The sequence below is a fragment of the Streptomyces sp. NPDC091412 genome, assembly GCF_044756885.1.
Classification (GTDB): Bacteria; Actinomycetota; Actinomycetes; order Streptomycetales; family Streptomycetaceae; genus Streptomyces.
The window spans coordinates 359,799-380,040 of the sequence record NZ_JBIVTV010000002.1; the positions used below are offsets into that span (position 1 = coordinate 359,799).

At 72.8% G+C, this 20,242-nt stretch carries 20 protein-coding genes; 11 read left to right on the forward strand and 9 right to left on the reverse strand.

Annotated elements, in window-relative coordinates; translation table 11 throughout:
- Positions 1-177: 177 nt before the first annotated feature.
- Both ACIQMV_RS05770 and ACIQMV_RS05775 read left to right on the forward strand, forming a co-directional pair.
- Positions 178-1,035, forward strand: coding sequence for a PHP domain-containing protein (locus tag ACIQMV_RS05770; RefSeq protein WP_402591405.1), 858 nt, complete (start codon positions 178-180; stop codon positions 1,033-1,035).
- A gap of 54 nt (positions 1,036-1,089) precedes the next feature.
- Positions 1,090-1,695, forward strand: a complete 606-nt coding sequence (locus ACIQMV_RS05775) for a MarC family protein (RefSeq protein WP_402591407.1) — start codon at positions 1,090-1,092, stop codon at positions 1,693-1,695.
- 102 nt (positions 1,696-1,797) lie between these two features.
- Here ACIQMV_RS05775 and ACIQMV_RS05780 read toward each other — a convergent pair whose 3' ends face one another.
- Positions 1,798-1,950, reverse strand: coding sequence for a hypothetical protein (locus tag ACIQMV_RS05780; protein ID WP_141358650.1), 153 nt, complete (start codon positions 1,948-1,950; stop codon positions 1,798-1,800).
- A 194-nt stretch (positions 1,951-2,144) separates the two neighbouring features.
- On the opposite strand from ACIQMV_RS05780, the gene ACIQMV_RS05785 reads away from it, so the two are divergent.
- Complete coding sequence (locus ACIQMV_RS05785; protein WP_402591409.1) at positions 2,145-3,041, forward strand: NYN domain-containing protein; 897 nt, start codon at positions 2,145-2,147, stop codon at positions 3,039-3,041.
- Here ACIQMV_RS05785 and ACIQMV_RS05790 read toward each other — a convergent pair.
- Entirely contained in the window at positions 3,038-3,940 is a 903-nt protein-coding gene (locus ACIQMV_RS05790; RefSeq protein ID WP_402591411.1) for an alpha/beta fold hydrolase, read from the reverse strand. The genes ACIQMV_RS05785 and ACIQMV_RS05790 overlap by 4 nt on opposite strands.
- 166 nt (positions 3,941-4,106) lie before the next feature.
- Entirely contained in the window at positions 4,107-6,719 is a 2,613-nt protein-coding gene (locus tag ACIQMV_RS05795) for a DEAD/DEAH box helicase (RefSeq protein ID WP_402591413.1), read from the reverse strand.
- Between the two features lie 490 nt (positions 6,720-7,209).
- Between ACIQMV_RS05795 and ACIQMV_RS05800 the strand changes: the two genes are divergently transcribed.
- Positions 7,210-7,956, forward strand: a complete 747-nt coding sequence (locus ACIQMV_RS05800; protein WP_141358642.1) for a ferritin-like domain-containing protein — start codon at positions 7,210-7,212, stop codon at positions 7,954-7,956.
- 47 nt (positions 7,957-8,003) lie between these two features.
- On the opposite strand, the gene ACIQMV_RS05805 is transcribed toward ACIQMV_RS05800, so the two are convergent.
- The 5 genes from ACIQMV_RS05805 to ACIQMV_RS05825 all read right to left on the reverse strand — a co-directional run bounded on the left by ACIQMV_RS05805 (position 8,004) and on the right by ACIQMV_RS05825 (position 9,961).
- The gene (locus ACIQMV_RS05805) at positions 8,004-8,273 is read right to left on the reverse strand and encodes a hypothetical protein (protein WP_388474249.1); all 270 of its coding nucleotides are present in this window, start codon (positions 8,271-8,273) and stop codon (positions 8,004-8,006) included.
- A gap of 191 nt (positions 8,274-8,464) precedes the next feature.
- Complete coding sequence (locus tag ACIQMV_RS05810; protein ID WP_141358638.1) at positions 8,465-8,692, reverse strand: DUF3107 domain-containing protein; 228 nt, start codon at positions 8,690-8,692, stop codon at positions 8,465-8,467.
- 175 nt (positions 8,693-8,867) lie between these two features.
- Positions 8,868-9,512, reverse strand: a complete 645-nt coding sequence (locus ACIQMV_RS05815; RefSeq protein ID WP_141358636.1) for a TetR/AcrR family transcriptional regulator — start codon at positions 9,510-9,512, stop codon at positions 8,868-8,870.
- Complete coding sequence (locus ACIQMV_RS05820; RefSeq protein WP_172632851.1) at positions 9,509-9,664, reverse strand: hypothetical protein; 156 nt, start codon at positions 9,662-9,664, stop codon at positions 9,509-9,511. The genes ACIQMV_RS05815 and ACIQMV_RS05820 overlap by 4 nt, the downstream gene beginning before the upstream one ends.
- 84 nt (positions 9,665-9,748) lie before the next feature.
- Complete coding sequence (locus tag ACIQMV_RS05825; RefSeq protein WP_141358634.1) at positions 9,749-9,961, reverse strand: hypothetical protein; 213 nt, start codon at positions 9,959-9,961, stop codon at positions 9,749-9,751.
- A gap of 212 nt (positions 9,962-10,173) precedes the next feature.
- On the opposite strand from ACIQMV_RS05825, the gene ACIQMV_RS05830 reads away from it, so the two are divergent.
- From ACIQMV_RS05830 to moeZ, 7 genes are all read left to right on the forward strand, one after another.
- Positions 10,174-11,367, forward strand: coding sequence for an alpha/beta fold hydrolase (locus ACIQMV_RS05830; protein ID WP_402591417.1), 1,194 nt, complete (start codon positions 10,174-10,176; stop codon positions 11,365-11,367).
- 8 nt (positions 11,368-11,375) lie between these two features.
- Complete coding sequence (locus ACIQMV_RS05835) at positions 11,376-12,980, forward strand: DUF3152 domain-containing protein (protein ID WP_402591419.1); 1,605 nt, start codon at positions 11,376-11,378, stop codon at positions 12,978-12,980.
- A 231-nt stretch (positions 12,981-13,211) separates the two neighbouring features.
- Positions 13,212-14,951, forward strand: coding sequence for a DUF3492 domain-containing protein (locus tag ACIQMV_RS05840; RefSeq protein ID WP_402591421.1), 1,740 nt, complete (start codon positions 13,212-13,214; stop codon positions 14,949-14,951).
- Positions 14,948-16,156, forward strand: coding sequence for a hypothetical protein (locus ACIQMV_RS05845; RefSeq protein ID WP_402591423.1), 1,209 nt, complete (start codon positions 14,948-14,950; stop codon positions 16,154-16,156). The genes ACIQMV_RS05840 and ACIQMV_RS05845 overlap by 4 nt, the downstream gene beginning before the upstream one ends.
- 230 nt (positions 16,157-16,386) lie before the next feature.
- Positions 16,387-17,349, forward strand: coding sequence for an NAD-dependent epimerase/dehydratase family protein (locus ACIQMV_RS05850; RefSeq protein WP_398226348.1), 963 nt, complete (start codon positions 16,387-16,389; stop codon positions 17,347-17,349).
- Positions 17,337-18,086 carry a spherulation-specific family 4 protein gene (locus ACIQMV_RS05855; protein ID WP_402591426.1) on the forward strand — a complete coding sequence of 250 codons (750 nt, stop codon included), beginning with the start codon at positions 17,337-17,339 and terminating at the stop codon, positions 18,084-18,086. Before ACIQMV_RS05850 ends, ACIQMV_RS05855 begins: the two co-directional genes overlap by 13 nt.
- Before the next feature lie 63 nt (positions 18,087-18,149).
- The gene (gene moeZ, locus ACIQMV_RS05860) at positions 18,150-19,328 is read left to right on the forward strand and encodes an adenylyltransferase/sulfurtransferase MoeZ (RefSeq protein WP_141358622.1); all 1,179 of its coding nucleotides are present in this window, start codon (positions 18,150-18,152) and stop codon (positions 19,326-19,328) included.
- A gap of 441 nt (positions 19,329-19,769) precedes the next feature.
- Here the strand turns inward: moeZ and ACIQMV_RS05865 are convergent, their stop codons facing one another.
- The gene (locus tag ACIQMV_RS05865; RefSeq protein WP_402591428.1) at positions 19,770-19,994 is read right to left on the reverse strand and encodes a DUF397 domain-containing protein; all 225 of its coding nucleotides are present in this window, start codon (positions 19,992-19,994) and stop codon (positions 19,770-19,772) included.
- Between the last annotated feature and the right edge of the window lie 248 nt (positions 19,995-20,242).

Consider the following 20,242-nt stretch of genomic DNA (forward strand, 5'->3'; position numbering starts at 1 on the left):
GGGTGCGTGAGGCGTCGGGTGTGCGAGCCGCAGGGGTGCGTGAGGCGTCGGGTGCGCGAGCCGCAGGGCGTGCAGCCGTAGGGGGCGCACGGCCTTCGCGGGTGTGACACGGCACCCTCGGGCGCCCGTTATCCTGGGGTGTCCCCTTCCGTCCCGTCAGAGCCTGGAGTCCGTGTCGTGCGCATCGATCTGCACACCCACTCCAGCGCGTCCGACGGCACGGACACCCCTGCCGAGCTGGTGCGCAACGCCGCCGCGGCGGGTCTGGACGTCGTCGCGCTGACCGACCACGACACCACCCGCGGGTACACCGAGGCGATCGCGGCGCTCCCCGAGGGGCTCACCCTCGTCACCGGTGCCGAGCTCTCCTGCCGTGTCGACGGCATCAGCATGCACCTGCTGGCCTACCTCTTCGACCCCGCGGAGCCCGCGCTGCTCGCCGAGCGCGAACTGGTCCGCGACGACCGGGTTCCGCGGGCCAAGGCCATGATCGCCAAGCTGAACACGCTGGGCGTGCCGGTCACCTGGGAGCAGGTCGCGCGGATCGCGAACGACGGCTCGGTCGGACGGCCGCACGTCGCCTCGGCGCTGGTCGAGCTCGGCGTCGTACCCACCGTGAGCGACGCCTTCACGCAGGACTGGCTGGCAGACGGCGGCCGCGCCTGGGTCGAGAAGCACGAGACGGACCCCTTCGAGGCGATCCGGCTGGTCAAGGGCGCGGGCGGAGTGTGTGTCTTCGCCCACCCGGCGGCGGCCAAGCGGGGCCGTACGGTGCCGGAGTCCCGCATCGCCGAGATGGCCGCGGCCGGGCTGGACGGCATCGAGGTCGACCACATGGACCACGACCCCGACACCCGCGAGCGGCTGCGCGGGCTGGCCGGCGACCTGGGACTGCTCGCGACCGGCTCCAGCGACTACCACGGCAGTCGCAAGACCGTCTCGCTCGGTGAGTTCACGACGCATCCCGACGTGTACGGGGAGATCACGCGGCGGGCCACCGGGGCGTTCCCGGTCCCGGGGACCGGCGGGGTCTGAGGCCCACCTCCCCCGCTCTCACGTCACTTCTCTCTTCCTCAAGGCCTCTCACCGATGTTCGACGCTGCCGTTTTCGGCTCCCTGTTCCTCACCCTTTTCGTCATCATGGATCCCCCCGGGATCACCCCGATCTTCCTCGCGCTGACCGCCGGACGGCCCGCCAAGACGCAGAAGCGGATGGCCTTCCAGGCCGTCTGCGTGGCCGGCGGGGTCATCGCCGTCTTCGGCGTGCTCGGCAACCAGATCCTCGGCTACCTGCACGTGTCCGTCCCGGCGCTGATGATCGCCGGCGGACTGCTCCTGCTGCTGATCGCGCTCGACCTGCTCACCGGCAAGACGGACGAACCCAAGCAGACCAAGGACGTCAACGTCGCGCTGGTCCCGCTCGGCATGCCGCTCCTCGCCGGTCCCGGCGCGATCGTGTCCGTCATCCTCGCCGTGCAGAAGGCCGGCAGCCTGGCCGGCCAGATCTCGGTGTGGTCGGCGATCCTCGCGATCCACGTGGTGCTGTGGCTGGTCATGCGCTACTCGCTGCTGATCATCCGGGTCATCAAGGACGGCGGTGTGGTCCTGGTGACACGACTGGCGGGCATGATGCTCTCCGCGATCGCCGTGCAGCAGATCATCAACGGGGTCACGCAGGTGATCCAGGGCGCCTGAGCGCGCACATGCGCGAAGCCCCCGTACGGCAGTCGTACGGGGGCTTCGCAGCAGCTTCTGCGGTGGTCCGCGTCTGTGCTGAGGCCGGGGTCTCGGCCTCTGTTACGAGGCCGTGGTCCCGGCCGGGCGGATCCACAGCCGCTGTCCGACAGCGGCGGCCTGCTGAACGATCCGGTTGACGGAGGCGGCGTCCACGACGGTGCAGTCCACGGGCGTGCCGTCGACCTCGTCGAGTCGCATGATTTCGAAGCGCATTGCCTCTCCCTTCGTCTGGTCATCCTCCTGAGGAGAACTACTGGCTTCACCCGGTACAACGAGCTGCACGATGCAAACATTCCCTACGCTAAGGAAATTTTTCGAATGTCTAATCAGTGACCGGTAAGACAGCTTCAATTGACCGACCGGGACCGGTTGTGTTCGCTGCGTGACCGCCGGGACAATGGAAGGCGATGAACGATGACCTCGCGGCGCTGTCCGCCCGCATCGACCGCACGAACGAGTTGCTGAAACGCATGCTCGCCGAGGTGGCGAAGACGCCCTCGACCCATGCGATCTTCGTCGACGCCGGGTACCTCTACGCGGCGGCGGGGCGGCTGGTGGCCGGGACGGAGGACCGCCGCGCCTTCGACCTGGACGCCGAGGGGCTGATCGACGCGCTCATCGACCGGGCCCGCACCATCTTCGCCGACAGCCGGCTGCTGCGCGTCTACTGGTACGACGGCGCCCGGCGCCGCATCCACACCGCCGAGCAGCAGTCGATCGCCGAACTGCCGGACGTCAAGGTCCGCCTGGGCAACCTCAACGCCAACAACCAGCAGAAGGGCGTGGACTCCCTCATCCGCACGGACCTGGAGTCACTGGCCCGGCACCGCGCCATCAGTGACGCCGCGCTGCTCGGCGGCGACGAGGACCTGGTCTCGGCGGTGGAGGCCGCCCAGGGCTACGGCGCCCGGGTGCACCTGTGGGGCATCGAGGCCCCCGACGCCCGCAACCAGGCCGAGGCGCTGCTCTGGGAGGTCGACAGCCAGCGCACCCTCGACCTCGAGTTCTTCAAGCCGTACGTCTCCCGGCGCACCGCCCCGGCGTACGACCCCGACCAGACGGCCCGCCCGACCCGCGAGAACGTCCGCTTCGTGGGCGCGCAGATCGCCGGCAAGTGGCTCGTGGCGCGCGGCCGCGAATCCCTGGCGGAACTGCTCCCCGGGCACCCGTATCTGCCGGGGTCGGTGGACCAGGACCTGTTGGTCGAGGCCGAGGGCATCCTCCAGTACTCCCTGCGCGGCCAGGCGGACCTGCGGCGCGCGCTGCGGGACGGCTTCTGGGAGCACCTTCAGACGCGGTTCTAGCCGCCTGTCCGGTCCTCCGGCGATTCGGTGGCGGTGTCCCAGAAGACGGCGAGGGCGCGGGCGGTGGCGAGCGGCTGGTCGCAGTTGGGGGAGTGCTCGGCCCCCTCGACGACCGTGCGCCGGGCGCCCAGCCGCCGGGCCATGTCGTCCAGGAGCGGCACCGGCCAGGTGTCGTCCCGTGCGCCCGAGAGCACGTGGAACGGCATTGGCAGGGCGGCGAGTTCGGCGACGCGATCCGACTCGGTGCACAACTGGAGCCCGGTCGCCAGGAGTTGGGCGGGCTTGTGGCCCAGCCAGCGGCGGCGCAGGTCCGCGCGGTCGTCGAGGCCCGCGTCGAGTCCGGCGCCGGTGTCGGTCTCCTCGGGCGGCTCCATCGCCTGGATGACCTCCCACACCTCGGCCATCGACATCACGCCGAGCGCGTCCCGCAGCAGTTTCACGCGCTGCCGCTGGGAGGCGGAGATCTGCGCCGGGCCGGAGGCCATCAGGGTGAGCGAGACGAAGGGGGAGTGGTCGAGGAGCACGGCCGCGCGTGCGATCTGCCCGCCCAGCGAGTGCCCGAGCAGATGCAGCGGCATGCCGAGCGCCTCCGCCTGCGCGAGGACGTCCCGGGCGAGTTCCCCCTGGGCGTACACGGAGTCGTCGTCCACCGGTCCGTCCGACTCGAACTGTCCGCGGCCGTCCACGGCCACCGTGCGGTACCCGCGCGCCGCGAGCGGCCCGTGCAGCGGGTTGAAGTCCTCCTTGCTCCCGGTGAACCCGGGCAGCAGCAGCACGGTGCCCCGCGGCTCGGCACCGGCCGCGACGGGCGCGTCGACCACGGCGAACTCGCCGCGCGCGGTGCGCAGCCGGTAGGCGCGCGCCCCGGGCGGCGGGACGAACGTAGGAGGCCTGCTCATGCGCCGAGGCTACCGGGCACGGCGTCCTCGGGGGCGTGGGATGGCGGTTCGGGTGAACCGGTCGGCGGTCGGGATGGACCGGCCGGGTATCGCGCGTACGCCGACGGCCCGGTCCCACACTAAGTGGGCCGGGCCGCCGGGTCGTACGGGCGCCTGGAGCGCTGGATCAGGCCTCCGTGGACTCCACCGCGGTGGCCGTCTTCCCGGTGGTCTGCGCCGGGATCTCGGCGGCGTCCACCGCTGCCTTGGCGGCGGCCGCCGTCTTGCGCGTACGGCGCGGCTTCGGCTCGGCGGCCGTGCTCACCGCCATGTCGACGGCCTCCGCGGGGGCCTCGGCGGCCTTGCGGGTCCGGCGACGCGGCTTGGCCTCCGCCTCGGCCTCCGCCGTCGCCGCGACCGCCTTGCGGGTGCGGCGGGGCTTGGCCTCGGCGGTGTCCACGGCGGCTTCCGGCGCGTCCGCGGTGGCCGTGGCCTTGCGGGTGCGGCGGGGCTTGACTGCCGTGGCCTCGTCGGTGACGGGTGCGTCGGCCGTCTCGGCGGTCTTGCGGGTCCGGCGGCGCGGCTTGGCCTCCGCCTCGCCGGTGGTGCCCTCGGTGGTGTCCGTCACGGCCTCGGGCGCGGTGGCCGCCTTGCGGGTGCGGCGGCGCGGCTTGGCCTCCGCACCCTCGGCGACGTCGACCGCCGCTTCGGCGGCGCTGTCCGGCCCGTCGGCCAGCTGTGCCGGGATCTCCGCGGCGACCGTTTCGGCGGTCTTGCGGGTGCGGCGCGGCTTGGCCGCGGCAGCGGCTTCCGGCGCGTCCGTGGTGACCGCGGCCTTGCGGGTGCGGCGACGGGGCTTGGTCTCGGCCTCGTCGGTGGTGCCCTCGGCGGTGTCCACGGCGGCTTCCGGCGCGGTGGCCGCGGCCTTGCGGGTCCGGCGGCGCGGCTTGGTCTCCGCCTCGTCGGCGGTGCCCTCGGCGGCTTCCGGCGCAGTGGCCGCGGTCTTGCGGGTGCGGCGGCGCGGCTTGGCCTCCGGCTGGTCCGTGGTGGACTCGACCGTGTCCAGGGCCGTCTCGGCGCCGGTCGCGGCCGGAGCCTCCGGTTCCGGGGCGACCTCGGTCACGGTCTCGGCCGGGGCCGTCGTGACCGTCTGCTCCGCCGCCTTGCGGGTGCGGCGGCGGCGCGGCTTCTCGGGCGCCTCGGTGGCGTCGAGGGCGGGGCCCTCGGCCGTCGTCACCGCGGACTCGGCGGACTCGGAGGGCTCAGCGGGCTCAGCGGGCTCGGACGGTGTCGTCGGCTCGCCGGCCGCGACCGGCTGCGCCGTCGCACTGCCGCGCAGACGACGCCGGCGGCGCGGAGTGCGCGTGGCGGATGCCTCTTCCGCGACCGTGGACTCGACCGGCGCGGCGTCGGCCGACGTGCCGTCGGCCGGCGTGACCGCCGCCGGGTCCAGCGGAGCGCCGCCACGGGTGCGGCGACGGCGGCGCGGCGTACGCGCCGGGCGCTCGCGGTCCGCCGAACGCTCACGGTCCGCCGAACGCTCACGGTCCGCCGAGCGTGCCTCGCTCCGGCCGCCCCGGCCACCGCGACCGCGTGTACCGCGGCCGCCGGTCTCGCCGAGGTCCTCCAGCTCCTCCGCCTCCAGTCCGGCGCGGGTGCGCTCCGAGCGCGGCAGGACGCCCTTGGTGCCCTCGGGGATGCCCAGGTCGGTGAAGAGGTGCGGCGAGCTGGAGTACGTCTCGACCGGGTCGTTGAAGTCCAGGTCCAGCGACTTGTTGATCAGCTGCCAGCGCGGGATGTCGTCCCAGTCGACGAGTGTGATCGCCGTACCCTTCGCGCCCGCGCGGCCGGTACGGCCGATGCGGTGCAGGTACGTTTTCTCGTCCTCGGGCGACTGGTAGTTGATGACGTGCGTGACGCCCTCGACGTCGATGCCGCGCGCGGCGACATCGGTGCACACGAGCACGTCGACCTTGCCGTTGCGGAAGGCGCGCAGCGCCTGCTCGCGGGCGCCCTGGCCGAGGTCGCCGTGGACCGAGCCGGAGGCGAAGCCGCGGCGCTGGAGCTGCTCGGCGATGTCGGCCGCCGTGCGCTTCGTCCGGCAGAAGATCATCACCAGTCCGCGGCCCTCGGCCTGCAGGATGCGGGCGACCATCTCCGGCTTGTCGAGCGAGTGCGCGCGGTAGACGAACTGCGTGATGTTCGCGACCGTCGCGCCCTCGTCGTCCGGCGCGGTGGCACGGATGTGCGTCGGCTGCGACATGTAGCGGCGGGCCAGACCGATGACGGCGCCGGGCATGGTGGCCGAGAACAGCATGGTCTGCCGCTTGACCGGCAGCATGCCGATGATCTTCTCGACGTCGGGCAGGAAGCCCAGGTCGAGCATCTCGTCGGCCTCGTCGAGTACCAGGCTCTTGACGTGCTTCAGGTTCAGCTTCTTCTGGCCGGCGAGGTCCAGCAGACGGCCCGGGGTGCCGACGACCACGTCGACGCCCTTCTTCAGGGCCTCCACCTGGGGCTCGTACGCCCGCCCGCCGTAGATCGCGGTGACCCGCACATTGCGCACCTTGCCCGCGGTCAGCAGGTCGTTGGTGACCTGGACGCACAGCTCGCGCGTGGGGACGACGACGAGCGCCTGCGGGGCGTCGGTGAGGGCCTCGGGCTGGGCGCGGCCCGCCTCGACGTCGGCGGGGACGGTGACGCGCTCGAGGAGCGGAAGGCCGAAGCCGAGCGTCTTGCCGGTGCCGGTCTTGGCCTGGCCGATGACGTCCGTGCCCGTCAGGGCCACGGGCAGCGTCATCTCCTGGATGGGGAAGGGAGTGGTGATGCCGACGGCTTCCAGGGCCTCGGCGGTCTCGGGGAGGATCCCGAGTGCTCGGAACGTCGTAGTCAGGGTGCTGCCTCTTCTGTGTGCGCGGTGCGAGGCGAGCGCGGGGGTCGTGTCTGACCGGGCCGGGGACGTCGGCCGCCCACGCGGGCGGGCCGTGTGGCACGGGACCACAGCCGACGCTCTAGCGCTCGAACCGCTTGGAGGTCCCTCCGACCGTCGTACACACAGTGCCGTACGGTCAGGGAGGGCTGTCGGGTCGGAGCCGATCGGGCCACCGACCGGGCATCCTCATGCGTGCGGCCTGTCGACGTACGCCGAAACACGTCGGCGTACTCAGCAGGCGCATTACCACCATACCCCGGAAACACGCACACGTGATGGCCGATTCGGTCACGTAGTCGTCGTCACACTGGTTGATCAGGTCCTTCGCAGGCGCGGAGAGCGGGCTATTGTGCGCTTCATGACGAGCTCTGACAAGTCTGACAACGCCTCCGACACGCCCGCCGAACCCACCGGCATCGCCGCCCAGGACTGGGCGACGGCCGCCGCCGACCCGCAGTACCGCGCCGCGGTCGTGGACCTGCTCGGCGCCCTCGCGTACGGAGAGCTCGCGGCGTTCGAGCGGCTCGCGGAGGACGCCAAGCTGGCGCCCACCCTCGCGGACAAGGCCGAGCTGGCGAAGATGGCGTCGGCCGAGTTCCACCACTTCGAGCGGCTGCGCGACCGGCTCACGGAGATCGGCGAGGAGCCGACACTCGCGATGGAGCCGTTCGTGGCCGCGCTCGACGGCTTCCACCGGCAGACGGCGCCCTCGGACTGGCTGGAAGGGCTCGTCAAGGCCTACGTCGGCGACTCGATCGCCAGCGACTTCTACCGGGAGGTCGCCGTCCGTCTGGACTCCGACACGCGCGAGCTGGTCCTGGCCGTCCTGGACGACACCGGACACGCCGGCTTCGCGGTGGAGAAGGTGCGCGCGGCGATCGACGCGGACCCGCGCGTGGGCGGCCGGCTCGCGCTGTGGGGGCGGCGGCTGATGGGCGAGGCCCTGTCGCAGTCCCAGCGGGTCGTGGCCGACCGGGACGCGCTGTCCACGATGCTCGTCGGCGGCGTCGCGGACGGCTTCGACCTCGCCGAGGTCGGCAGGATGTTCTCGCGGATCACCGAGGCGCACACCAAGCGGATGGCAGCGCTGGGGCTGGCCGCGTAGGACTGCCGGGAGACGTGGTCAGGGGGTGCGCCGCCGTCGGCGTCGGATCAGGCCGGCGCCGACCGACGGCGCAGTCTTCCCGCGGGGCGTACCAGCAGGGACAGCGAGGCGGCCGAGACGACCACCGCGCCGAGCAGCGTCGGCAGCAGGCTGCCGGAGCCCAGCGCGCTGTGCGTGACGAAACCACCGAAGAGGCCCCCCGCGACACCGGTCGACTGCACCAGGAGACGGGACGGCAGACGGTGGGACAGACGGTGGAGCGCGGTCCAGCCGAACAGCAGGCCGATCAGCGCCGAGCCGAGCGTTTCCAAGAACATGCCGGTTCCCTCCCACACGATCGGCCGGTGCTGGCGGTCGTAGCCGGTCTTACCCCTGACCTGCGGAATGCAACCCTCTCTGTGAGCGGATTGTGCGCCACCCGTGAAAGCGCCACCCGGGAAAGGGAGACGCGGGAGGGGCCCGGCGGTTCTCCACCGCCGGGCCCCTCCCGTCATCCGCGACGCAGCGACTACAGCGCGCCGAAGCCCACCTTGCGCGGGGCCGGCTCGCCGAGCTCGACGTACGCGAGGCGGTCGGCCGGTACCAGCACCTTGCGGCCGTGCTCGTCGACGAGGGTCAGCAGCTGCGACTTCCCGGCCAGCGCCTCGGACACCGCCCGCTCGACCTCCTCGGCGGTCTGACCGCTCTCCAGAACGATCTCGCGGGGCGCGTGCTGCACGCCGATCTTGACCTCCACGGCTATGTCCCTCCGACGGTCAGTGAAGTGCGCGACCTTCCGCGCCGTACCAGCACACATTAGCCCGGTGAGGGGACGAGCACGCTCCGCCCGGGAACGCCAGGAGCGAACAGCCCACGGGAACAGAACCCCCGTACGGCGGTGCCCCGGCGGGGTGCGGGGGTGCCGCCCGCGCTCAGTGGTGCTGCTCGGCGCCGTGCAGCGGGAAGCCGGCGATGCCGCGCCACGCCAGGGACGCCAGCAACTGGACCGCCTGGTCGCGGGGGACGCTGCGGTCGCTGTTCAGCCAGGAACGGGCCACCACTTGGGCGAGTCCGCCGAGGCCCGAGGCCAGCAGCATCGACTCCGCGCGCGAGAGGCCCGTGTCCTCCGCGATGACCTCGCAGATCGCCTCGGCGCACTCGTTGGTGACCTTGTCGACGCGCTCGCGCACCGCCGGCTCGTTCGTCAGGTCGGATTCGAAGACCAGCCGGAAGGCGCCGCCGTCGTCCTCGACGTAGGCGAAGTACGCGTCCATCGTGGCGCGCACGCGCTGCTTGTTGTCGGTGGTCGAGGCGAGCGCGCCCCGTACCGACTGGATGAGCGCCTCGCAGTGCTGGTCCAGCAGGGCGAGGTAGAGGTCGAGCTTGCCGGGGAAGTGCTGGTAGAGCACCGGCTTGCTGACGCCGGCGCGCTCGGCGATGTCGTCCATGGCGGCCGCGTGGTAGCCCTGTGCCACGAAGACTTCCTGGGCGGCGCCCAGCAGCTGGTTCCGTCGGGCACGGCGCGGCAGGCGCGTGCCTCGCGGGCGTGCCGCCTCTGTCTGCTCGATGGCTGTCACGCCGCCTCCCAAAGTCGTCCACATGCGGTGTGCGCCGCGCCGCCATCGTACTTTTCGGTAACCGTGGTGTGCGCGGTGCGAGCGCAGGATTTCACGGACCGGACGGCGACAAAAGCGGCATAGAGCGTTTCAAACAGGCTCAAGGTGGGCATAACCCTCCGCTCCTGCTCAGCGGCGGTCTCTCCCGCCGCGCGTCCCGAGCGTCGCCTCATGCGCCACCCCGTCCGCCCCGTCCCTCACCGGTAGTCGTCCTCGTCGATGGAGACGACCCGCGCCTGCTCGATGAGATCGGCCTCGTTGGCGCTGTCCGGGTCCCCGGTGAGGGGTTCGTCGTGGTCCGGCGCCACGTCCGCGTGCTGCTCGGCGGCGTCGCCCTCCGGGGCCTCGACGGCGATCTCCGTGGCGTCGCCGTCCTCGAACGTCTCGGGATCGGTGGGGTCGAATGCCATGCTGGGCTCCCTTCCTGCGGAATGTCCCTGCGAATGTCCCTGGAAGAAGCAGGGGCCATGGGCGGGTGCCCTCTGTATGAGCCTAGGAGACACCCGATGGCGACGCTATGCGATCCGCGGCCCGATCGGCGGTCCTGCCCGCGCACGATCTGTGACCGCGAACACAGGCGAACGCAGGAGTCGCTACGTGATCGTCTCGTAACATTGCCCGCATGTCTTCGACCGAGCTGCCTTTCGTGCCGCCCGCCAACGTCTTCCCACGGGTGACGCCCGTCGGGGTCGAGGAGGGCGAGCGGCTGCGCTCGGTCGAACTGCCGGGGATCACACTGTCGGTACGCACGCGGCCGCCCGCGCGGGAGGGACTGCCGCCCGCGCTGTACGTGCACGGCCTCGGTGGCTCCTCCCGGAACTGGTCCGCGCTGATGCCACTGCTCGACGGTGTCGTCGACGGCGAGGCGGTCGACCTGCCGGGCTTCGGCGACTCCCCGCCACCGGACGACGGCGACTACTCCGTCACCGGCCACGCGCGCGCGGTGATCCGCTTCCTCGACGCCTCGGACCGCGGACCGGTGCACCTGATGGGCAACTCGCTGGGCGGCGCCGTGTCCACGCGCGTCGCGGCGCTGCGGCCCGATCTCGTGCGGACGCTCACGCTCGTCTCGCCCGCGCTGCCCGAACTCCGGGTGCAGCGCACCGCCGTCCCGACCGGCCTGCTCGCGGTGCCCGGCGTGACCGCCCTGTTCACCCGGCTCACCCGGGAGTGGACGGCGGAGCAGCGGGTCCGCGGGGTCATGGCCCTCTGCTACGGCGACCCGGGGCAGGTGACGCCCGAGGGGTTCCGCAACGCGGTGCGGGAGATGGAGCGGCGGCTTCAACTGCCATACTTCTGGGACGCGATGTCGCGCTCCGCACGCGGGATCGTGGACGCGTACACGCTGGGCGGTCAGCACGGCCTGTGGCGGCAGGCCGCGCGGGTCCTCGCGCCCACACTGCTGATCTACGGCGGCCGTGACCAGCTCGTCGGCTTCCGCATGGCGCAGCGGGCGGCCCGTGCCTTCCGCGACTCCCGCCTCCTCACCCTGCCGGACGCCGGCCATGTGGCGATGATGGAGTACCCGGAGACCGTGGCTACCGCCTTCCGCGAACTACTGCTGGACACGGGAGAGTTGGAGGCCGGATCGATGACGGAACCGGGAGCGGCCGCCGGGGTCGGGGGTGACGGCGGCGTACGGACCGGCGTCGAGTCCGCCGGTGCCGAAGCCGGCCGTGGGGCTTCCAGGGCCGGGACGGCCGGCCGGACTTCCGGCGCGCGGACCGGCGGTGGCGCTTCCGGCGCCCGGGCGGTCGGTGGTGCTTCCGGCCCGGAGGCCGGCGGTGGAGCCTCCTCCGGCGCGGCGGGGGGCTGAGGGCCGACGTGGGACGCCACAGCCGCCGCGGGCCCGCGCCCAAGGGCAGGACCAAGAGCACGAGCACCGGCCGGGACGACCGCCCACCCCAGGAGGGGTACGGGCCACGGGACGGCCACGGGCCGCACGGCGGCCCGGAGCGCTGGGACGCCCGCGAGAACCGGGACGGCGCCGAGCCCTGGCACGGTCCCGGTGGTCGGCCGGGGCCGGGTGCGGGGCCGAACCCCGGCCCGGCACTCGGGCAGCGGACCACCTCCGCGGGGCCGGCCGACGGCGGGCCCCGCTTCCAGGACGGGACACCGCGTTTCGCCGACGGCACCGGCGCTCCGGCGCGGGGAGGTCCCCGACTCGCCGACGGCACACCGGCTCGCGGGGTTCCGCGGTTGCCCGACGGGACCCCGGCCGGCGGGATTCCGCCGGTTCGAGGTGGGCACCCGGAGCATCGGGAAACCGGTGGCGGCTGGGGGCAGTTGGGAACGCAAGGCATGAACGGGGGCGGGGCGCAGGGGCCGACGGCCGCCGGTCTCGGCAGCTCGACGGGCCTCGGCGGCTCCACCGCTCCCACCGCCGCCTCCGTGCGTACCCGCGCTCCGATTCCCCGGCAGCGGCGGGCGTCGCCTGCCGGGCCGCGGCAGGACTACCTCGACGCCTTCGACGAGGACGACGACGTCTTCGCCCCCCGGCCCCGCGGTGGCGTGAGCACCGCGAACCCGACCGCGGCACCGCCCTTCGCTCCGGCCGGGCAGGACGCGGTGGACGGCGGGGACGACACCGCACGACCGGCCGGCGAGTCCGTACGGGGGACCGCGACCAAGGGGAAGGCGTTCACCGGCATAGCGGCCGCCGCCGTCACCACCGTGCTCGCCGTCGTCGTCGCCGGGCAGGTCGCCGAGGACCAGTCCGGCGCCGGGGTGCTTTCCCAGTCCGCGACCGACCGGGCGGGGCCCGGCACCGCCGGCATCGCGGGCGGGGACGGCGAGGCGGCCCCGTCCGCGCCGCCGAACGTGTCGGCACTGACGTACGACCAGAAGATGAGCACGAAGTACCCGCTCAGGCCCGCCCTGAAGGGCTCCGGCCGGTTCGACGCGGTTCCGGGCTTCGCCAAGGCGCCCGGCACGGGACGCAAGTACACCTACCGCGTCGACGTGGAGCAGGGCCTCGGCCTGGACGGCGAGCTCTTCGCCGCGGCCGTGCAGAAGACGCTCAACGACCACCGCAGCTGGGCCCACAACGGTGCCCGCGCCTTCGAGCGCATCTCCTCCGGCCGCCCCGACTTCGTCATCACGCTCGCCAGCCCGGGCACCACCGCCATCTGGTGCGCCAAGTCCGGCCTGGACACCACCGTGGACAACGTCTCCTGCGACTCGGCCGCCACCGAACGCGTGATGATCAACGCCTACCGGTGGGCGCAGGGCTCCCAGACCTACGGCGACGAGATGTACGCCTACCGGCAGATGCTGATCAACCACGAGGTCGGCCACCGGCTCGGCTTCGGCCACGTCACCTGCGACAAGGACGGCGCGCCGGCGCCCGTCATGCAGCAGCAGACGAAGTTCCTCGACCACGACGGAATCCACTGCCTGCCCAATGCCTGGCCCTATCCGGGGAAGTGACCGGAGGCCGACCGGACCGGACCGCGGCGTGACGGTTCGTGTCCGGTTGATCTCCTAGCGCGACGGAACGCCGTCCGCGCGGGAAAGTTACGACTGTTCACCCCTTTTGGTGGCGTGATGGACAACCGTCCATCACGCCACCGTCATGTCCGCATACGTTCGTCCCGCTGCGAGCCGCCGGTGCGACGGCGGCTCCCCACACGGGACAGACGGGAGATCGGGGGTGCACGCGTGCGCATCGGACTGGTGACGGAGGGTGGCTATCCGTATGTGAGCGGTGACGCCGGACTCTGGTGCGAACGGCTCGTGCGCGGGCTCGAACGGCACGAGTTCGACCTCTACGCGCTCAGCCGCAGCCGGCAGCAGGAGGACGAGGGCTGGGTGCCGCTGCCGCCACAGGTCAGCCGGGTCCGCACCGCGTCCCCATGGGCGGCCGAGGACGACGGGACCGTGTACGGACGGCGTGCGCGCCGGCGCTTCGCCGAGTGCTACGGGGAGCTGGCGTCGGCGCTGGTCGCGGCGAGCGGCGGCGATCTGCGCGAGTTCGGCGAGCCCGGCGGGGCGACGGCCACGGGCGGTGCCGAAATCGAGGCGGACCGTTTCAGCAGCGGGCTGTACGGCCTCGCCGAACTCGCCCGCGACGAGGGCGGCCTGGCGCGCGCCCTGCGCTCGGAAGCCGCCGTCCGCGCGCTGGAACGCGCCTGCCGAGCGCCCGGCGCACCGCGGGCGGCGCGCGAGGCCCGCGTCCCCGATCTGCTCGCGGTCGCCGCGCATCTGCGACAGGCACTGAGCCCGCTGTCGCTCGACTGGTACGAGGACGACGGACTCGGCGCCACCGACCTCTGCCACGCCGCGGCCGGCGGCACGGCGGCCCTGTCCGGACTGCTCGCCCGCCACTTCACCGGCGTGCCCCTGCTGGTCACCGAGTACGGCGTACACCTGCGCGCGCACTACCTCGCCGCCGGCGCCGACGGGACCACCCCGGCCGTGCGGGCCCTGCTCGCCGCCTTCCACGGCAGTCTCGCCGTCGAGGTCTACCAGCGGGCCGCCGTCGTCACCCACGGCAACGCGCACGCCCGACGCTGGCAGGAGCGCTGCGGCGCCGACCGCGCCAAGCTGCGCACCATCCACCCGGGCATGGACGCCGCCCCCTTCGCCGAGGCCGGGGAGTCGCCGGAGGCCGCCGACCCGGACACGCTCGTGTGGGTCGGCCGTGTCGGGCCGGCCAAGGACCTGGTGTCCCTGCTGCACGCCTTCGCCGAGGTGCGCAAGCAGGAACCGAAGGCACGACTGCGGATCGTCAGCGCGGGAACCGGCTCCGACGGCGCCGCCTACCTGGGCCACTGCAGGGCGCTCGCCGCCCAGCTCTTCCCCGACGAGGCCGAGGGCCCGCACACCGTCGGGCACAACCCGGTGTCCTTCGAGGAGATCGGCGGCCCGGAGGTGCCGACCCTCGCCGACGCCTACGCCTCGGGCGCCGTGGTCGTCCTGTCGAGCGTGGTCGAGGGCTTCCCGCTCGGCCTGATCGAGGCCATGCTCTGCGGCCGAGCGACGGTCTCCACGGACGTCGGCGCGGTCGTCGAGATCGTCGGCGGCACCGGGGTGGTCGTGCCCCCGCGCAATCCGCGGGCGCTCGCCGAGGTGTGCGTGAACCTGCTGCGCGACCCCGAGCGCCGTGCGCGCCTGGGCGCCGCCGCCCGCGCCCGCGCGCTCGAACTGTTCACCACCGAGCAGAACATCGCGGCGTTCCACGGCATCTACCTGGAGGTCGTCTCGCACTGCCCGGTCCAGCGCGTCGTCCTCGACGAGACCGGCGAGCCCCTTCCGTTCGCCGCGCCCGCCGAGGCTCACGTGCCCGGCCGCTGGACCCGGGCCGTGGACCACGTCGCGGCACGCTCGCGCCCCAGCTGGGCCACCGGCTCACCGACGGGGTGCGCGGCCCCCACGACCACCACGGAGGCTTCCCGATGAGCGGCCCGAGAACAGGAGACGACCTCGGTACCCCGACCGGCCGGGGCGGTCCGGTCGGCGGTTTCGGCGAGCCGGCCCTCGATCAGAGCCCCTCCGTGCCCTCCCGGCGCGGTGCGGCCGACCCGGTCAAGGTGCTGATGCACCGTCACCGCGAGCTGTGCGAAAGGGCCGTCGACCCGTTGGAGATCGCCGCGGGCCTGGAGGCGCACGGCGTCACCGACCGCACCGCCGCCCGCTTCCGCCACCGTGACGTCTTCTCCCTCGCCGAGGAGATGTACGCCCGGATCAGCCGAGACGCCGAGACACCCCCGCGGCACGAGGCCGCCGCCGTACCCCGACTGGGCCTCGGCCGGGTCGCGTTCGGCCTGCTGCCCGGCGCCCTGTGCGCCGCCGCCGTGGCCGGGCTGCGCCTGACCGAGGGCCGGACACGGCTGGCCGTCGCCGCGCTCGGTGTCGTGGCCGTGGGCCTGGGCCTGCGCGCCGTGCTCCGCCGTGGCCCGCTGAGCGCCGAGGAGCGCACGCTTCCGGGCCCGCACACGCCCGGCACGCGCATGTGGACGTGCTGGCTCCTCGGCTACGCCCTCCTCGGCGACGGCCTGCTCGGCGCGGCCGTCGGCGGCGGTCCCGACGGGCTTCCCGACGGCACCGCGGCCGGGCCCTGGCCCATGACCACCGCCCCCGTGCTGGCCCTCGCCCTGGCCTGCGGACCGGCGGCCTGGACCGCGCACCTCTTCGCCGTGGGCGCCCGGCGCAAGGTGACCGCCAGCCGGGGCCTCGAGGAGTTCGCCGCGTCCGTACGGCCCCTGCTGCTCGGCGCGTTCGGCCTGTTCCTGTGCGCCCTGGCCGCCCTGCTCGCGGTGTGCGGCGCGATCCTGGACGAGCCCGCCGGCTACGCCCCGGCCCTCACGCTGGGCGCGCTGCTGCTGCTCGCGCGCCTCCTCACCACGCACGGCTTCACACACGCCCCGGCCGTCGCCCTCGGCACCGCGGCCGCGGCCGAAGTGGCGGCCCAGGCCGGCGTCTTCACCGCCCGCCTCCCCGGCTGCGGCGCCCTCGCCACCCCTGTCGACACCCTCGTGGCCGCCTGGGGCCCCGGCGGCGTACCCGCACTCGTCTGCGGAGCCGCCGCCCTGGCCCTCCTCCTGCACGCGACCCGCACGCTGACCCGGGCCTCCGCCCATGCGCGAGCGGAGCCGCAGCCGTGAGGGACACGGGGCCGGCCCCGATCACTCCCGCGTGCCCCCGTACGGCCGCAGCCACGGGTGCCGCCCGCGTTTCCCCGCCGACCGCAGGCACTTGAGCCGACGCAGGCCCCGAGCCACCGCCGGAGCCCGTCGCACCACCGCCCAGAAGGAGAACACCAAATGATCACCGCCCGATCCGGAGCGTCCGGAGCATCCGGAGCCACCGGAGCGCACACCCCGGGAGCCGCCCGATGAGGGTTCTGCTGATCGGAGCCAACGGATACCTCGGCCGTTTCGTCGCCGACCGTCTGCTCGCCGACCCGGCCGTCCAGCTCACCGCGCTGGGCCGCGGCGACGACGCCGACGTCCGCTTCGACCTCGCGGCCGGCAGCCCCGGAGCTCTCACCCGCTTCCTGGACGCGGTCCACCCCGGCGTCGTCGTCAACTGCGCGGGCGCCACCCGCGGCGGCGCCCGCGACCTCACCCGGCACAACACCGTCGCCGTCGCCACCGTCTGCGAGGCCCTGCGCCGCAGCGGCTGCGGCGCCCGCCTGGTGCAGGTCGGCTGCAGCTCCGAGTACGGCCCCAGCCAGCCCGGCTCCTCCACGGCCGAGGACGCCGTGCCCCGCCCCGGCGGCCCGTACGGCGTCAGCAAGCTCGCCGCCACCGAACTGGTTCTCGGCTCCGGTCTCGACGCCGTCGTGCTCCGTGTCTTCTCGCCCGCCGGACCCGGCACCCCGGCGGGCTCGCCGCTCGGCCGGCTTGCCGAGGCCATGCGCCGCGCCATGCAGTCCGGCGACAGCGACCTCAAACTCGGCGGTCTCGGCGTCCAGCGCGACTTCGTCGACGTCCGCGACGTGGCCCGCGCCGTCCACGCCGCCTCCCTCTCGGCCGCCCAGGGCGTCATCAACATCGGCTCGGGCCGCGCCGTCCGGCTGCGCGACGCCGCGGCGATCCTCGCCCGCGTCGCCGGATACGGGGGTGCCCTGCACGAGCTCGACGGCCCGCCCGGCGGCCACCTCAGGGCCGCCATCGGGCACCCCCGGGCCGAGTCGGACCATCCCGCCCCGGTCGCGTACCCGTACCCCGACGGCTGCGGCAGCTGGCAGCAGGCCGATGTGCGCACCGCCCGCGACCGGCTCGGCTGGCGGCCCCGGATCAACCTCGAAGAGTCCCTGGCCGACATCTGGATGGAGGCGGCATGCCGTATCTGACCAGCACCCCCGTGGGCATCTCGAGCACCGGACTGCGCACCGGACTCGGTGTCCCCGGCTGGGCCCACCCCCTTCTCGCCCCGGCCGAGTGGAGCGAACTCACCCGGCCCGGCACGCCCCTGCACTGGGTCGTCCTCAACGTCGCCGACGGCCCCGGCGTCCAGCCCGACCCGCACTGCCTGGAGGCGGCGGGACGGCTGAGGAACGCGGGCGTCCGCGTCCTCGGCCACCTCGACGCGGCGCACGGCGCCCGGTCCTTCACCGAGCTGATCTCCGAAGCGCGGCGGTACCTCGAGTGGTACCGGGCCGACGGCTTCCTGCTGGACCGCTGCCCCGCCGACCGCGCCGGGCTGTCCGAGGTCCGCCGTACGATCGGCGCGCTGCGGGCCGTGCGTGACGATGCCCATGTCGTCCTCGGCCACGGCACCCACCCGCACCCCGGCTACGCCGAGAACGCCGACCAACTGGTGACCTTCCGCGGCCCGTGGAGCGACTACCGCTGGTCGCAGGCCGCGGAGTGGACCGCCGACTATCCGCCCGAGCGCTTCTGCCACTTCGTGCACGGCGTTCCGCGCGGCCACCTCGACGAGGCGCTGCGCATCGCCCGCTGGCAGGGGGCGGCGACCATCTGGTTCACCGACCGCTCCTGCCGCGGCGGCACGGCCGCCCCCTGGGAGGACATGCCCGGTTACTGGGACGAAATCGTCTCGCGGATCGGACGAGGTGTCTCGGAATGAAGAAGGTCGTGGCAGTGTTACGAGGAGAACAACCGTAGTGTTTGACCGACCAACGGAGTCCCCGTGTCGCTGCCACCCCTGGTCGAGCCCGCTCCCGAGCTCACCGTAGACGAGGTCCGCAGGTACTCCCGCCACCTGATCATCCCCGACGTGGGGATGGACGGGCAGAAGCGGCTGAAGAACGCCAAGGTGCTCTTTGTGGGTGCCGGCGGGCTGGGTTCGCCGGGTCTGATGTACATGGCCGCGGCGGGCGTCGGCACGCTCGGCATCGTGGAGTTCGACGAGGTGGACGAGTCGAACCTGCAGCGCCAGGTCATCCACAGCCAGTCCGACATCGGCCGTCCCAAGGCCGAGTCCGCGCGCGACACCATCAAGGGCATCAACCCGTACGTGAACGTGGTCCTTCACCAGGAGCGGCTCGAGGCCGACAACGTGAAGGAGATCTTCAGCCAGTACGACCTGATCGTCGACGGCACGGACAACTTCGCGACCCGGTACCTGGTCAACGACGCCTGCGTGCTGCTGAACAAGCCGTACGTATGGGGTTCGATCTACCGCTTCGACGGCCAGGCCTCCGTCTTCTGGTCCGAGCACGGCCCCTGCTACCGCTGCCTCTACCCGGAGCCGCCGCCCCCCGGCATGGTCCCCTCCTGCGCCGAGGGCGGAGTCCTGGGCGTGCTGTGCGCGTCCATCGGTTCCATCCAGGCCAACGAGGCCATCAAGCTCCTGGCGGGCATCGGCGAGCCGCTGGTCGGCCGCCTGATGATCTACGACGCCCTGGAGATGCAGTACCGCCAGGTCAAGGTACGCAAGGACCCCGACTGCGCGGTCTGCGGCGAGAACCCGACCGTCACCGAACTCATCGACTACGAGGCCTTCTGCGGCGTCGTCTCCGAGGAGGCCCAGGCGGCGGCCGCGGACTCGACGATCACTCCCAAGCAGCTCAAGGAGTGGATCGACGACGGCGAGAGCATCGAGATCATCGACGTCCGCGAGCCGAACGAGTTCGAGATCGTCTCCATCCCGGGCGCCCGGCTGATCCCGAAGAACGAGTTCCTCATGGGATCCGCCCTGGAGAGCCTCCCGCAGGACAAGAAGATCGTCCTGAACTGCAAGACGGGTGTCCGCAGTGCGGAAGTCCTCGCCGTGCTGAAGTCCGCGGGCTTCGCGGACGCCGTGCACGTCGGCGGCGGCGTGATCGGCTGGGTCAACCAGATCGAGCCGGACAAGCCGGTCTACTGATCGCCGGTCCGCCTGACCAGCGAGACTGAAGAAGCCCACGGTCTCAGATGCCGTGGGCTTCTGTCGTTGTCGGTCGGCGTCGGCTGACAACGCACGGCCCGGAGACGGGCAGGCTGTCTCAAGGTCTCCCGGGCTGGCCCGTGCCTCACCTGCAGCCGCGGCCGGCGTCGAGTGAGAGCGGAGACCGATGCCGTGGGCTTCTTCGGTGCCGGGATCGACCAGCGGACCGTGGGCCGATCTGCCCGGTGGTGAGTCCCGCATGAGGAGTTTCGACCCGGGCCGCGGCGCCGCTCCATAGAACTCCGTCGGCCAGGCGGTCCCCCAGTCGCTGCGAAGTGCGGGCGTAAGGGCCGCTGAGTCCGAGTGCGAACAACACTGATTGAAATCGCTGCAGTTAGCGTGTGAAGCCGGGCCCGGCCGCATTGGTCAACGCGAGATGTTCTAACCGAACTCGCCCTCGCGCACACCGTCTCGGAAGGCTGCCCATTCTTCTGCGGTGAACCGCAGAGGCGGCAGGTCTCGATGGTTCGAGTCACGGACGGCAACAGCTCCGCCACCAAGGTCCGCTACCTCGACGCAGGTGGACGAGTAGGGGCTCTTGCTGCTCTTGACCCAGCGTGTTTGGCTCAGATCGAGTGCGTACAGTTCAGCCTTTTTCGCTTGCATGAGAAGCTCCGTTCGGTACTCGATTATGTGTTCTCCATCCACCGTCACCTTTCTGCTTCAACGTCGCAACTGGCGAGGTCGACACCGGTTTTCGCCACCGCCTCAACCCACCACTTGCCCGGCTCCCAGCTCCCCCGCAGACACCAGGACGGGCCCGCAGCCGTCGACGGCGCCCCCTCCATCCGAGTGCCGGCCGATCCCCCGCCGGACGTTCGCTTTGACCGTAGTCGCGCGGCGCGCGGTACTCG